Source organism: Pantoea rwandensis, assembly GCF_002095475.1.
In the GTDB taxonomy this organism is placed as follows: domain Bacteria; phylum Pseudomonadota; class Gammaproteobacteria; order Enterobacterales; family Enterobacteriaceae; genus Pantoea; species Pantoea rwandensis.
In genome coordinates, this window is record NZ_MLFR01000002.1 from 268,522 (window position 1) to 283,530 (window position 15,009).

Here is a 15,009-nt window from a genome sequence, read left to right on the forward strand (position 1 = left end):
ATGATTGAATTGATCGCTGAATATCGAATCTTAAACAATCGGAAAGTCTATTTTTTGTGACCAATTTCGCATTAATTAGTGCATTTGAGAGTGGTGGAAAGATAATTAGCAGGATAAGTAATGATTTAATCAAATCATCGGCGCGCTGCCTTGGCTTTATTATTAAGACGTAAGACATCCCAGATAAATTTTATCTGTTAGGTGAGGACAGCAAGCCCGGATCGGCTATATTGCGCCGCCCTAACGGAAGCGCAATAATTTGCTATTAACGTTTCTTTATGCAGTCAGTTTTGAGTCTTATTATGACACTCCTCTTACACTACCCTTGAGAACGTGGAAATAGCTTCAGGAAACTTATCCCGGCAAATGGTTGCGATGGTTTTCTTTAATGGAACTGAAGATATGCTCTGCGCTGTCTCCGCCGATCAATCCCGCCCGAATAATGGCAGCTGAAGTATCCTGGAATGGTATGTAGCCATCATATTTCGGACGTACATAAGCGGATGAAACGGTCTCAAAGGTATTGGCAAAGAAGTTGTTAGTTCGAAGATTGGCCTGTTCGCTTTTCCATGCAGTTATATTGGAGGGCTGACCACCGCTGTTTACGACAAGGGATGACTGCACGCCATCTGAAGCATAACGCATCAGATGCTCAATTAACTCAGGAGTTGGGTTACAGCGTGCTGAAATTGCCAAACCTGTCCCGCCTAATACCGAACCTCGCAATGCAGAATCACCACAATGTGGAATATTGCTGAAGGTTACAGCTCTTCCCTGTTGTGGCGTTGCATAATTGATGTAGCCAAAAATCGCAGGGCAGAGATCAAACATGCCATTTTGCATAGCATCTAGCAGTCCGATTGGATTGAGATTGATCAGGTCATGCTGCTGATGGGTGAAAATCTCGCGCATGATTTCTAAGGCGGACACCGCTGTTTTACAATCAAGCACCAAATCGTTGCCGACAAACAAACGCCCATCCAATGACTGGCTGATGGAGTAAAAAGTCAGAAGCGCATGTGGCCCACCTAAGGACATGGCGATCTTGCCACTGAACTCCTGGCTTAACTTTACGACATCATTCCAACTTTCAGGCTGAGGCACATCACCCGTCGTTGCTCTGGCACAAACTTGTGATGCAGCATCAACAGGGATCGCCCAATGCTTACCTTCATAGCGGTAGCTTTCGTATGAAGCACCCATGCTGGTTTGCTTGAGAAAAAACATCTGCTCTTCATTGAGAAAATCCTCTAACGGCAACAGACATTGTTTTTCAGCTGCTTCTCCGATTCCCGGGTTGTCAACGATGAGCAAGTCATATTCCCGCGCGAGTTCATCGATTGGATGGGACTCGAAGCCTTCTAACTTCTGTATCGACCAATCCACATCAACACCCTTGTCTTCAGTTGCCCATGCCTGAAGCGGTAAATACCCTCGAGGGTGACCCCATGTTAACCCTTTGAAATTATTCATATTTAAACCTTTGAATTCAATGTGATAATTCGTTTTACGGCGCTCATCATAACGACTTCGATGGGCGTAAATTTCGATCCTCATCACATTTTTTTCAATATTATATATAATATCGAAATTTATTAGCCTAGATTATGTTCATCAATCGTCGCCGCTGTATCAGCGGAGTTATGCAAGTAATGAGGTCGTTATGTCTATTCTGAAAGGGTATCGAGTACTGGATTGTTCCATCGCTATGGCGGGCCCATTTGCTGCACTTCGTATGGGAGATATGGGTGCTGACGTGATTAAGGTTGAACCTACGACGGGTGAGTGGCAGCGCCATACATCAGCGGGAGCAGCGTACGGCAATGTTATTAATACCTCATTCCTGTCCCTAAACCGAAACAAACGTAGCCTCGCGGTGAATCTCAAGGATGAAGAAGGTAAAGCGCTACTCTACAAGCTGGTTGAAACTGCTGATGTGTTCATTCAGAACTACCGTCCGGGCGTAGCAGCTCGTTTAGGCGTGGACTATGAAACCCTTAAGCAGATCAAGCCCGACCTGATTTATGTCTCGATGTCTGGTTTCGGTGAAACCGGCCCCTATGCAAAACGTCCTGGTCAGGACCTGTTGTTGCAATCGCTCAGTGGCGCAATGCTAAGTAATGGCGTTGAGGGTACGGCTCCACAACCCGCAGGTCAGTATTTAGTCGACGCGATCACTGCTTATACCGCCTTTGAAGGTGCGTTGGCAGCGTTACTGCATCGTGAGCGTACGGGAGAAGGGCAGCTGGTTCAGATCAACATGTTGGATGCGATCATTGCAAACCAGATGCAGGAACTGACAGTATTTACTCAAGGCCTGAAGCCTCAACGTCGTAGTGAAGAAGCACATGGTCACTGCTATATCCGTGCGCCTTACGGCGTATTTAAAACGGCCGACAGCTTTATCACTTTAGTGACCCCTCACCTGCCAACGCTGGGTAAGATCTTCAACGTACCGGAGTTTGAAACCATGGAGGATGAAGTCGATGGTCATACGCTACCGCAACGTGATTTCATTTTCCGTGTAACGCGCGAGAAATTACTTGAGCGTACCACTCAGGAATGGCGAGACATCTTCGATGCAGAAGGTCTGTGGAGCAGTGTGGTGTATGGATATGAAGATGTCGTTAAAGATCCTCAGGTGATCCATAACGAAACCTTCGTAGAATATGACCATCCGAGTGAAGGGAAAGTGAAAACACCAGGCTTTGCAATCAAATTCAGCAAGACGCCTTGTTCAATCCAGCGCCCTACCCCCTTTGTTGGTCAACATACTGACGAGCTCCTCAGCGAGCTGGGTTACAACGCGCAACAGATTGCGGCACTGAAAGAGACCGGAACTGTAGTGCGCACCAATGGAGAAAAACTCAATGGCTGAACTCGGATTTGAAATTGATGCCAATGTGCAATTTGTTCTGGAAGGTAATACGGCAATTATTGCGCTAAACCGCCCGGAAAAATTGAATGCTGTCACGCCAGCTATGTCGGTCAGCATCACTAAACTGGCAGCATTCTGTAATGAATCACCTGAAGTGCGTGCCGTTATTCTTACCGCTAATGGTCCAAAAGCCTTTTGCTGTGGGAGCGATATCAAAGAACTGGATACCTATCAGTCTCCATGGGCACATCGCATGAAACACGATCATTGCGATGCCATCGCGGAAATCACCAAACCCACCATTTGCGCTATTAATGGCTATGCATTGGGAGGGGGTCTCGAATTGGCTCTGTGCTGTGATATCCGTGTCAGTACCCGCAATGCTCTGTTTGGCGCACCCGAAATTAAGTTGGGATGGGTTGGCGGTGGCGGCATGGCCGTTTATCTGAATAAGACAATAGGTGCATCACGTGCTTCCCGCATGCTCTATACCGGTGATCCAGTTGACTCCTCTACGGGCCATGCCTGGGGTATCGTGGATGAACTCTTTGATACTGCAGATGACATGATGGACTCGGTCAAAACACTCGCGGCCACTATCGCATCCCGTCCCCCGATTGCCGCTCAGACTGCGAAACTGAACATGCGTGCCGCAGTAAACATGCCGTTGGATCAAGCTGTACGCTATGAACGCGATCTGAGGACCATCTGTTTCTACACCGATGACGCACGCGAAGGTAAAGCAGCTTTTAAAGAAAAGCGTCCAGCTAATTTCCGCGGCGAATAAGACATTTCTACACAGAGTCCGGCCCTCCCGGGCTCTGAAAACATCACATCTTTACCAACGCCTTAATCATCTCTGGTGATGAGGACCTACCACGACCATAAAAAGGGGGAAAACCCTATGAGTGATATATCAAAAAGTAAGTCTCGCTCCATGAAGGGAGTTGCAGCAGCATCGCTAGTGGGTTCAGCGCTGGAATGGTTTGACTACTTCCTCTACGGCACCGCAGCTGCGCTGGTATTTAACGAAATCATGTTCCCTAAAGGTCATGAGTTTGTTTCAACATTACTGGCTTTCTCAACACTGGCTCTTGGCTTTGTTATCCGCCCTTTTGGTGCGATTTATTTTGGTCAACTCGGGGATAAAATTGGAAGGAAGAAAGTTCTCGTTATCACTCTTCTGATAATGGGCGTAGCTACAACACTGATAGGCTTTGTGCCAACCTATGATTCCGTTGGCCTGTGGGCGCCAGCGATGTTGGTGACTTTGCGTCTGGTTCAGGGATTTGGTGCAGGTGCGGAATTTGGCGGAGCGGCAATACTAAGCGCAGAAAGTGCTCCTGCACATCGTCGCGGATTCTACTCCTCTTTCCCTGGGGTCGGCGTTTACATTGGCCTACTTTTGTCCGCGGGCACCTTCGCAATACTCACCCAACTGCCTAAAGACATCTTCCTTGGATGGGCATGGCGCATCCCATTCCTGTTTAGCTCTTTGCTGGTGGTGATTGCACTGATCATCCGTATGAAGATTTCAGAAACTGCTGCTTTTGAAAAATTATCTGAATCTGAAGCCGTCAGTAAAAGCCCGTTGCGTGATCTTATCCGAACAGAACGCCGGAGTTTGTTGGTCGTTGCCGGCTCACAGGTTGCGCAAAGTGGCGTGAGTTATGTCTATCAGACTTTCGTTATCGCGTATGTTGTCGGAACACTGCATATGGCACCGTCTGTTGGACCTGTCGCGGTCGCCATTGCTGCCTCAGTGGCCATGTTTACTACCCCGATGTTTGGAGCGCTTTCTGATCGTTTTGGGCGTAAGTCAATTTACATGTTTGGAGCATTATTCTCTGCCGCATTCGCTTTTCCGTTCTTCTGGCTGGTAAACACCGGAACCTTGCTCGGCGTGGTCGTTGCAATGACGCTCGGTGTAGGAATTGGTGTGGCAGCTATGCTGGGCACTCAAGGTGCATTCTTCTCGGAGGTGTTTCCTTCAAAGGTAAGATTTAGTGGGTTATCTCTTGGCCGCGAAATCAGCGCAGCCGCTGCAGGAGGGATCGCCCCACTCGCGGCAGTGATCTTATCCGGTATAGCGGGTGGTGCGGTATGGCCAGTAGCTTTACTCGCAGTTGGAATGAGCTTAATCACGGCATTTGCGGTAGCCTGCGCACCCGAAACTCGTAATTCAGATCTTACCCATTTTTCTGAAAGTGATATGAATGTCGATACTTTAAAACCAAGCTCGCTACCGGATGTCTATCGGGCAGCCAAAGAGAGTAAGCTCAGTTAAATGACAAATGAGCGATGAAGCATACCTTGGTTGAATATGTGTGGGGGTTATTACTTCAGAGTGTTTTTGATATAGATTGATCCTTTCCTATGCTGTATAAAACGAGCGCGACGCCCGTTTTATACAGCGCACACGCACTTTAAACTAGCTGATTTCTGGCAATTTTCGCTAGCAGGTATAAGGTGACGCGTCACCGATGAGTCCTTTCGTTTCAAGAAAAAATGGAAGCGCAACAGTCATGAAGGTCATAAAGTTAATCACTTTATCGCTCTTCCTTGATCTTAATGTTGCGTGGAAATACATCCCCCCCTCTTTTTCATCCTCAATTAAGCGAATAACGATCCCTTTATCAACGTCTTTTGTCACAAAAAACTCAGGCAATGAAGCTATTCCGGCACTGCTTTTAACCAATTCATAGGCTGAATCAAGATTATCGCAATAGATATACCTGCCATTATTGAGCTCTACATCCGGTTCTGATTGAAGTCCGTAATCACATTTAATTAGCACATGATCAGAAAGTTCTTCAACTGAGTTAGGAATGCCGTAATTAAACACATACTCAGCAGATGCCACATAATTATGCTGGTACTTAAAAACGGTCGTCACTTCTTGCTGAGGATAGTACTGTTGTGAACATTCGATGATAACATCCGTCATTTTTAAAGATGCGTTATTTTTTATTCCAACATTAACGATATCCAGAGACATCCCAGGATAACGAGAAAGAAACTCATTAATAACAGGATAAACAGCATGCTTACCTGAAACAACACCGATAACAAGCTTTCTCTCATTAACTTCATCTCGTTCAAATGAATGAAACTTCCCTTCAAAGACGTCCAGGAGTGGACAAAGTCTGTCGTACAACTCATGGCCATAGTGAGTTAAATTCAAATCACCAGAATAAATTCGATACAGGTCTTTCTCCAGACGATTTTCTAATCTTTTCAAACAGCGCCTGAGTTTATCGATAGTTATCCCTTCAGAGCGAGCAACTGCAACCAACTTCCTTTTTCTTGCCACTCTGATGAAAAGCACCAGGTCATAGATGTACTCGGTGGACAGATAATTCATTTGAAGGAACACTTTGAAAAATGATGTTAAATAAGAAGTTAAGGTTATTTTCTACAAACAACCTCATCCACATTATGAATGCGCCATAAAATTCGCGAAATGTGAAATCCTGACACTTCACAAATTTCTATATTCCCACACTGAGAAAACTAGAGTATAAGACTATTGTGCCATATGAATTAATTAGATGATTTTATTGGGAATTCTCTACTGGAACATAGTAGTTAACTTCTACGTATCCACTGGTGTCACCAAACGTGCTTCTCCCGTTGATAATGAATTCTTGAATATCCTCACCATCTGATCGGATGAAATTCTCCCTTGGCAAATAAATGTTATATATATTCCTAATAAAACCTTCCAATTTAGAGTAATGCCCTTTGTATTCAAAAACTGCATAAGCCTGACCAGAATTCATTGATATTTTTTTAATATCACGCGGTAGTAGCTCACAATAATCGAGATCGTGAACGGATAAGAAATATCGATAACCAACTTGCGATCCTTTGGTGTTTCTTACGACCGGACCTGTCAGGCAATATATTTTCTCAGGTTTCCTTTCGAATAAAGAGAGAAACTCATCCCATATAATCTTTCGTTGTTTTACTGGATGCTTATCCATTTGGTCTATTGCAATTGAATAAGAATATTCAATTCCATACATCTCTTTTACAGGTGAGTCGACCAACTTGAAATTGACATAGTCTGTGTCGATATCATTCTGAAGAGAAGGGTATATGTTTTTTAGATTTAACCCACTACTCTTTCTCAGATTCCTCGGGGTGACATTATAATATTTGACGAATTCATTCGTCAGTGTTTGCTGAGAGTCATATTTGAACCAAGAAGCGATATCAGCCAAAGGCATTTCAGTATACTTCACGGTTAACACAGCAAGAGAAAGTCGACGTTTTCTACAATAGGTCGCTAAATTTACGCCTGTCACTTCAGAAAACGCACGCTGAAGATACCATTTAGAATACCCAGCCTTCTGCGCGATTTCATCAATTCTAAGAGGGTAATGTTTGTTGTCTTCAATCCAATCAATAAGATGACTGATGTTATTTTTTATAATCATACGATTTCCACAGGTATTGTTAGCAAGTCCCTATGTGCGAGGCTTGACCGGTACCTGATTCAACACGGTCATACTTACCCTGCACCCCAGAGAACAAAAATCGTACAGAATTGGTTTATTAATCACTCTTACTGCTTCAAATAAACCCCTACTGCACAAAAGCCTTATCTTTTAAGTTTAAGTAAATGTTAATGATAACAATTCTTATTGGTAATTGCATTTAACTTATTGCAAGGAAACAGCATGTTTGAGGTTTATCAGTACCGTCCAAACCCAAAGGTATTATCCGTCGCCATTGCCATGGTGCTTTGGGGAAGTCACATCAACAGTGCCGTATCAGCCACATTTGATACAGATAAAGTCACTGAAGAAAAGAAACAAACTGAAGTGATTGATGATGGTGGGACGATGGTCGTAACGAAGGCAGAAGATGCACTGCGACAGCAAGCAGGAGCATCTGTTATTACTCAGGAAGATATTAAAAAACAACCGCCAGTCAATGATTTGTCTGACATCATTCGTAAAATGCCCGGCGTTAATCTGACGGGAAATGGCGCATCGGGTGCAAGGGGAAATAATCGTCAAATTGATATCAGGGGCATGGGACCAGAAAATACGCTCATTCTGATTGATGGCGTGCCCGTGTCATCCCGTTCATCAGTTCGTTATGCATGGGCAGGAGAAAGGGACTCGCGTGGTGATACTAACTGGGTACCGCCAGAGATGGTTGACCACATCGATGTGCTGCGCGGCCCATCTGCAGCACATTATGGTTCAGGCGCCATGGGTGGTGTTGTCAACATTGTCACTAAACAGCCGACAAAGGACTGGCATGGTTCTCTGTCTCTGTTTACTAACCAACCCGAAGACAATAAGGAAGGAGCTACTAAGCGCATGAATTTCGGGCTAAGTGGCCCGTTAATTGACGATGTGCTCTCCATGCGTATTTATGGCAACCTGAATAAAACCGATGGCGATGACGCTTCCATCAACACTGATCAAAATGGCAGTTATGCTGCTGGCCGGGAAGGTGTTCGCAATCGCGACATAAACACTGAGTTCACTTGGAAAATATCACCGACACAGTTTGTTAATTTCGATTATGGATTTAGCCGCCAAGGCAATATCTACGCCGGTGATACGCAATACAGCAATGGCAGATCGACTCTGCCTAAGTCTCTTGTTGGGCAAGAGACTAACCGCATGTATCGCCAGAATTACAGTATTTCACACGATGGCATATGGGATTGGGGTCAATCTAAACTCATCCTGAGCTACGAGGATACTAAAAACTCTCGTATGAATGAGGGTCTGACGGGTGGAGTGGATGGAACCATCACTGACACCAACTTCTCAGACAGCCATTACAAAACATACCGCGCCAAGCAGGAATTCACTGTCCCGTTTGATCTTCTGGTGGATAACACCTTAACCGCCGGATTTGAGTGGAATCGTGATGAACTCAATGATCCTGCAGCAACTTCGACCAATGTCGATGTTGACAGCGTTGGGGGCATATCCGGCAACTCAGCACTCAGAAGCAGCAAAAATAGCCAGGAACTTAGTGCTATCTATCTCGAAGATACGATTGATGCGTTTGATGGCACCACGCTCATTCCGGGCATCCGTTTTGATTACAGTTCAAAATTCGGTGCCAACTGGAGCCCAAGCTTTAACCTTTCTCAGGATCTGGGAGATTATGTCAAGCTTAAAGCCGGTATTGCACGCGTCTTTAAAGCACCAAACCTTTATCAGTCAAGCGAAGGATATTTACTCTCCAGTAGCGGGAATGGCTGCGCCTTAAGCAGCACGGGTGGATGCTATTTGATGGGTAATGGTGATCTCGACCCAGAGGTCAGCGTTAATAAAGATGTTGGAATTCAGTGGAACTACGAAGGTTATGGTGCAGGTCTGACTTATTTCCGCAATGATTATGAGAATAAGATCATTTCGGGTACCGATCCTGTTCAATCAATATTTGTTAACAGCACCTACTACTCTGAGAATTATGATGTATATCGCTGGGAGAATGGTGGCAAAGCTGTCACTCAAGGCCTGGAAGCCAATCTGACGCTGCCTATCGTTCAAGATACTCTGACGTGGCGTACCAACGCGACCTACATGTTTACGTCAAAACAGAAGTCAACTGGCAACCCGCTCTCGCTCATTCCTAAGTATACGGTCAATAACATGCTGGATTGGCAAGTCAATGACTCACTTTCGACTAACGTGAACTGGACAATGTATGGACGTCAGCATCCTCGCACCAATGCGGAACGTCGCCGCGACAGCGTATCGAACACTGAGGTTCCGGCATACTCTATTTTCGGATGGAATGTTAATTATGAGATGACGAAGAACCTGAGCCTGACGGCTGGGATTAGTAATCTCTTTGACAAAAGAATCTACCGCTCAAACGATGGCGCATTCACTTACAACGAATCCGGCCGTGCTTACTACGCAGGTATGACCGCATCGTTTTAAACAAAAAAAAGCTTGGCGCGAGCCAAGCTTTTCATTGTTAATCGCTAAGCTCAGAAGTGAGCAGCGTTTAAAAAAATTAAGAGGGTTCTTTAGCCGATGTCCCCTTAAGCCAGGTCATCTTATGGCTCTGATCTGTGACAAAAATAGCGACAGCAAGCGCACCAAGCAGTGCTACCCCGCCTGAAATGTAGAAAGCAATCTGGAAGGTATTCGTTATCTTCACCAAAACACCAGTGAGCGTTGGCGCAATAATACCTGCCGTATTGGCCACAAGATGCATAAAACCACCAACGCCTCCGAGTCTTGCCGGCTCCACCGTCTCAGAGATAATGCCCCAGTAAGTACTTAATGTCAGGTTAGTGAAAAATGCGGCCCCTGACATTAAAGCAATCGCGGTTGCGACACTGTAAGCCTGCCCTGCAAGGGCAACACAGCAGGCCGAAATAGCCAGACTGACAAAAATCACTGTCTTATGTGCCAATATTCCTCTGCGCATTTTGCGGAACAGCGCATCACAAACAATGCCACCTAACATGATTCCCGCAGCACCAAAGACCCAGGGGATGATATTTGCCCAGCTCATATCCGCGAGGCTCATATGCCTTTCCATGGTCAGATAGCTGGGGAACCAGGACAGAAAGAAATAGAGAACATAGGCATAGGCGAAGAATGCAAACGAAGTAGCAAGTACGGTCGGACGTCGCAGATATTGACCAAGCGATAAAACTGCCACATCTTTCTCGATGCCGTGATGATGGCTGCGTTTGGGATTCTCTGACTCTTCAACCAGCAAAGGATGCTGATTCGGTGAGTCCGCCGCACTCCAGCGCCAAATTATCAGCCACAGGATCCCCAGTATCCCTATCGCTACAAAGGGAACCCGCCAGCCCCAGGTCAATGCTATAAGGCCGACTAACGGTCCAGCTATGGCCCCCCCAACCTGTTGCCCAGCATTTGCCATACCGATAGCAGACGTTCTTTTTTCAGCAGGGAACCATTGATAGATAATTTTATTAGTGCAGGTAGCATAGGGCCCTTCTCCCATACCGAACACCACCCTGACAACAAGCAGAGACAATATTCCCGCAACGCCTGCGGTTAACATACAGAAGACCGACCACACCAACATGGCCACCAGCAACACTTTTTTTGGGCCATATTTATCGGACATATGCCCACCGACAAAACAGAACAAAGAATAACCTACAAAGAAGCTGCTGAAGACGATCCCTAATTCGGCAGGATCCAGATTCAGATCTTTGGTTAATAAAGGCGCTGCTACAGATAATGCAGCTCGATCGAGATAACTGATGACGCCGGCCATAAACAACATGAAAACCATTGTCCAACGCAAACGTTTCAGCATTACGCTATCCTCGGGCTTATCGCCACTGTAGGTCGCTGCTTCCTCAGCGTATTTGATATCCCTCGGCTTGAGAGATGTGTAGGGTAAAAAGCATGTCATTGGCCAGTCTTTGCTGGCCATTTTTGGTTTAAGGCAGGAACAAAGAGCGGTCCATGAGCGGCAGAGGCTGATGAATTGCCACCGGTTTAACCGCCATGAGATCGAGAATATCTCGCTGCATATCGGCCCCTGGCGCGATCTCTGTCAGCACCAGTCCCTCTGGAGTGACTTCAAACACCGCCCGCTCTGTTACGATAATTGCAGTCTGGCCTTTTAAAACCCCGTCCCTGACGCGGTAAGTGATACTCTGTGCCTGTTTCACAAATTTACTGACCTTTCCTTCCTGCTCGATCCGCATCTTGCCATCCTGATACGAGATATTCAGGCCGCCGGTCGTAAAGCTGCCGGTAAATACCAGTCGCTGAGCATTCGCGGCAATATCGGTAAATCCACCCGCGCCTGGATTAGCTTTGCCGAACTTACTTACGTTCACCGTTCCTTCACCGTCGAATTCAGCGAAAGCCAGCGCCGCAAAGCGGCACAGTCCACCATCAATGGCGTCAAACTGCATGAGGCCATCAATGAGTGCATCAGGATGGCGGTTGGCTGAAAACTGCCAACCGTTCATAACGATGCCGCCATATGAACCATGCTCGGTGGTGAACCAGTATTTGTCGTAAGTATTTTCCGGCGTCAGGAGACCTTGTTCGGCCATAACGAGGGGAATGTCAGCCGCAGCACCGAACCCGAAGATGGAAAGCTCCTGCTGGCGGACCTCCAGTGCAGCCCGGCGCGCTATCACCTTATCAAAGCCAAAAGGAATATCCGGCAAGCCGCTAAAAGATGAAGTGGGCTGCAGATAAGCACGATCATCTTGCACTTCACTCCCCATATGCATCTCGTTGTCCACCACAATCTGGTCTACGAAAATGCCGGGGAATCGAATTTGTGTTGCTGCACGCTCACCACGCTTAACAAGATATTTCACTTGGGCAATCACTTTGCCACCACTGGCTTTAGCAGCCATAGCCAGCGCCATGCCGGATGAGAGCAGGGGTTCTTCTTCAAAGGACAAATTACCAAATTCGTCAGCACTGGTTGCTCGTATGATCGCCACATCAATATTCCACGTGGGGTAATAGAGTAACTCCTCACCATCCAGGGTGATCTTACGAATCAGGTCATCTTCACAGGCGGCCGTAAATTTACCACCACCACATTCCGGATCGGCATAGGTTCCCAGCCCCACACGCGTGATGTATCCCGGCGACTTTCTTGCCACTTCGCGGAGCCATTGCATCGATGCGCCGATAGGCCAAGAGTAGGCTTCAACCTTGTTTTCGTGAATCAATCCCATCAACGCTGGTCGCTTGCCGGTGGCGGGATCAACCGGGTTAATGTAAGAGCCCGAGACGATACGTTTCATCAACCCTTCGCGCGCAACATGATCCATTCCTTTGATCCCCACGGCATCACCCGTTCCGCAGGGAAAATAAAAGGTGAGGTCGCGCGGACTACCGGTGGATTCGAAACGTGCACCCAGAGCCTTTAGGGTTTTGTCCGGCACAATCCAACCAATCACCCCTGATGCCGCGACCGTCTGACCATTCGTAATGGAGCTTACTGCCTGCTCTGCCGTCACCACTTTACTCATTTCTTTTCTCCAAATTTCGCCAGTATCGTTTTTGCTCTCTCGCCTTGGCAGTCAGAGGCAAAGTAATCAGAAGCAACCCGATCGAGGTATTCCGCGTCAGCGTTTAAAAATGGGTCGTAGAAGCGCTTGCAGGAAGTAACGGACTCTGCCGGAAGTGCAACGAATTTATGGGCGAGGGTCAGGGCCGTATCTTCAGCGTGGCCGGGATCACACATCACATCAGCAAGACCTATAGAAACCGCCTGTTCTCCATTTAGTGCTTCCAGCCCCCAGCACAGTGAACGTGCACGATGGGGGCCGGTTCGAGCGATCAGTGCTTTGAGCCCCCATGGCGGCAACCAGCCATTAGAAACCTCTGGCATGTGCCATCGGGTTGAGACGCTGGTCACAACCACATCGCAGGCTGCAGCCAGGGCGAATCCTCCACCTAATGCGTATCCCTCTACTGCAGCAATAATAGGTTTATCCATTGCGGCGAAATAACGAACAACCGCCGCTGTGGCTGCCTCATGCCTGCACATCTCTTCAGGGCTTAAGCCTCCTAACTCCTTTAAATCGCTTCCTGCGCAAAATGCTGGCGCTGCGGCAGTAAGAACAATGACCCTGACCTCACTATCGATATCAGCAGCTTGTAACGCAGCAAGTAACAACGCCATCGACTCACTCCCGAGCGCGTTGCGCCGCTCAGGACGATTCATGGTCAGGCGGCAGATGCCATCCCGGGTTTCGACGATTAACATTTTCTTCCTCCGTAATTAATCAAGATGTGCGCCATCGCACCGCAGCATGGTGCGGATTTCATCAGGGGAAACATCTCCGGGTGAAAGGCGATTATTGATAGCAATAGCGGCGGCGTGCCCTATTGCATGGCCATAAGCAAAGCACTGGGCGGTAACGCGAGCAGATGCGACGGCTTCATGTTCAGCTGAGAGACAACGTCCTGCAGTCAGCAGGCCAGTGCCATGTTTAGGGATGAAGCAGTCATAGGGAATGTCATAGTAGTCATCCATCAGCCATTGCACTCGCGGCCTGTCGCCGCTGTGAAGCTCAATAGGCCAGGCAGACCGTGCAATTGAATTACGGTTTTTCGTACCAGCAACAACGTGCGAATTATTTAGACGCCCCACCCCATCTAACTGGCGGGTCTGGCGGATACCGACCTGAGGGGCGGTATCACTGATCCAGGCGTTTTCACAACCAGCAAGATGATCGCGAAAGAACCGCGCATACTCAGTCGCCTGTGTTCGGCCATTGATCTCCGCTTCACTGAAGTCACGATAGAAAAGTGAATTCAGCTCCCGGCCATCGCTTCCATTGATGCGTGTACAGTTACACAGCAGTTCGCCCGGCTGCGTAGTGGGAAAAAGCCAGATTTTGCTACGAGGAAGGTTGTAATCGCCTGAACGGTTCTTCTCGACGATTAAAGCAGAAACCGATTCATCCATAATGGTGTCGGCACCGTGTTGACGGAGGAATCTGTCCATGTCCACGCCTTGTAAGTGGAAAATCATGGTGGGGTTCTGGACGTTACCGTTATCGCCTATGATGTCCGGCAAACCGGCCATTGCGACCACATCAGCGTCACCACTGGCATCAATCGTGACTTGAGCGTTGATACGCAGTGGCCCCTGTTTAGTCCATGCAATAACCCCTTCTGTTTTTTCACCTCCTTCAATCAGCACCCCCATCGCCACAGAGTGGTAAATTACGGTTACGCCAGCCTGTACCAAGAGGTGATCGGCCATCATTCGCCACTTCAGTGGATCATGGACTCGTGTCCAGGTCTCTCCGTAGCGAATGGGATCGCTGAGTCCCCCTCGTTCGCTAAGCCCCTGACAAAACTCCTCAGTAAAACCGAAAACGATTTGCTCAGGTCCCGCAGAAGCATGCTGAGTCGCCAGGTAAAGACCGCAGACGGTGCCCGAAAGTCCGGCCACTGCACCACCTCCGCAAAAGCCATAACGTTCAAGCAGTACCACGTTTTTGCCTTGCCGCGCCGCGGTCACGGCACTCGCTAACCCAGCTGCTCCCCCGCCCACAACAAGCACATCACAGCTAATTGTTTCGTAGCCTCGGCTATCATGTAGATTGATATTCATATTGTCGACCTCTGATATGTCAGATGACGACATGTATAATAGGTATA

11 protein-coding genes are annotated in these 15,009 nt (G+C 47.5%); 4 read left to right on the forward strand and 7 right to left on the reverse strand.

What is annotated here, in order from left to right:
- Positions 1 to 354: 354 nt before the first annotated feature.
- Positions 355 to 1,557: a type 2 periplasmic-binding domain-containing protein gene (locus HA51_RS04955; RefSeq protein WP_084932581.1), complete on the reverse strand. Its 1,203-nt coding sequence runs from the start codon at positions 1,555 to 1,557 to the stop codon at positions 355 to 357.
- Between the two features lie 106 nt (positions 1,558 to 1,663).
- On the opposite strand from HA51_RS04955, the gene HA51_RS04960 reads away from it, so the two are divergent.
- The 3 genes from HA51_RS04960 to HA51_RS04970 all read left to right on the forward strand — a co-directional run bounded on the left by HA51_RS04960 (position 1,664) and on the right by HA51_RS04970 (position 5,165).
- Positions 1,664 to 2,878 carry a CaiB/BaiF CoA transferase family protein gene (locus HA51_RS04960; protein WP_084932584.1) on the forward strand — a complete coding sequence of 405 codons (1,215 nt, stop codon included), beginning with the start codon at positions 1,664 to 1,666 and terminating at the stop codon, positions 2,876 to 2,878.
- On the forward strand, positions 2,871 to 3,665 hold the full coding sequence (locus tag HA51_RS04965) for an enoyl-CoA hydratase/isomerase family protein (protein WP_084932587.1): 795 nt from the start codon (positions 2,871 to 2,873) through the stop codon (positions 3,663 to 3,665). The genes HA51_RS04960 and HA51_RS04965 overlap by 8 nt, the downstream gene beginning before the upstream one ends.
- Before the next feature lie 117 nt (positions 3,666 to 3,782).
- Entirely contained in the window at positions 3,783 to 5,165 is a 1,383-nt protein-coding gene (locus tag HA51_RS04970; protein WP_158087362.1) for an MFS transporter, read from the forward strand.
- 168 nt (positions 5,166 to 5,333) lie between these two features.
- On the opposite strand, the gene HA51_RS04975 is transcribed toward HA51_RS04970, so the two are convergent.
- A complete protein-coding gene (locus tag HA51_RS04975; RefSeq protein WP_084932592.1) occupies positions 5,334 to 6,242 on the reverse strand; it encodes a LysR family transcriptional regulator in 909 nt (302 codons plus the stop codon).
- Between the two features lie 193 nt (positions 6,243 to 6,435).
- Positions 6,436 to 7,320 (reverse strand): helix-turn-helix domain-containing protein, encoded by an 885-nt coding sequence (locus HA51_RS04980; RefSeq protein WP_084932595.1) that lies wholly within the window; start codon positions 7,318 to 7,320, stop codon positions 6,436 to 6,438.
- Positions 7,321 to 7,563: 243 nt separating this feature from the next.
- Here HA51_RS04980 and HA51_RS04985 point away from each other — a divergent pair, with 243 nt between their 5' ends.
- Positions 7,564 to 9,804, forward strand: coding sequence for a FepA family TonB-dependent siderophore receptor (locus HA51_RS04985; RefSeq protein ID WP_084932597.1), 2,241 nt, complete (start codon positions 7,564 to 7,566; stop codon positions 9,802 to 9,804).
- Positions 9,805 to 9,880: 76 nt separating this feature from the next.
- Here the strand turns inward: HA51_RS04985 and HA51_RS04990 are convergent, their stop codons facing one another.
- The 4 genes from HA51_RS04990 to HA51_RS05005 all read right to left on the reverse strand — a co-directional run bounded on the left by HA51_RS04990 (position 9,881) and on the right by HA51_RS05005 (position 14,962).
- Entirely contained in the window at positions 9,881 to 11,170 is a 1,290-nt protein-coding gene (locus HA51_RS04990) for an MFS transporter (protein WP_084932724.1), read from the reverse strand.
- Positions 11,171 to 11,297: 127 nt separating this feature from the next.
- Complete coding sequence (locus HA51_RS04995) at positions 11,298 to 12,863, reverse strand: acyl CoA:acetate/3-ketoacid CoA transferase (protein WP_084932600.1); 1,566 nt, start codon at positions 12,861 to 12,863, stop codon at positions 11,298 to 11,300.
- Positions 12,860 to 13,603 (reverse strand): enoyl-CoA hydratase/isomerase family protein, encoded by a 744-nt coding sequence (locus HA51_RS05000; RefSeq protein ID WP_084932602.1) that lies wholly within the window; start codon positions 13,601 to 13,603, stop codon positions 12,860 to 12,862. Before HA51_RS05000 ends, HA51_RS04995 begins: the two co-directional genes overlap by 4 nt.
- 15 nt (positions 13,604 to 13,618) lie before the next feature.
- Entirely contained in the window at positions 13,619 to 14,962 is a 1,344-nt protein-coding gene (locus tag HA51_RS05005; protein WP_084932605.1) for an FAD-dependent oxidoreductase, read from the reverse strand.
- Positions 14,963 to 15,009 lie beyond the last annotated feature (47 nt).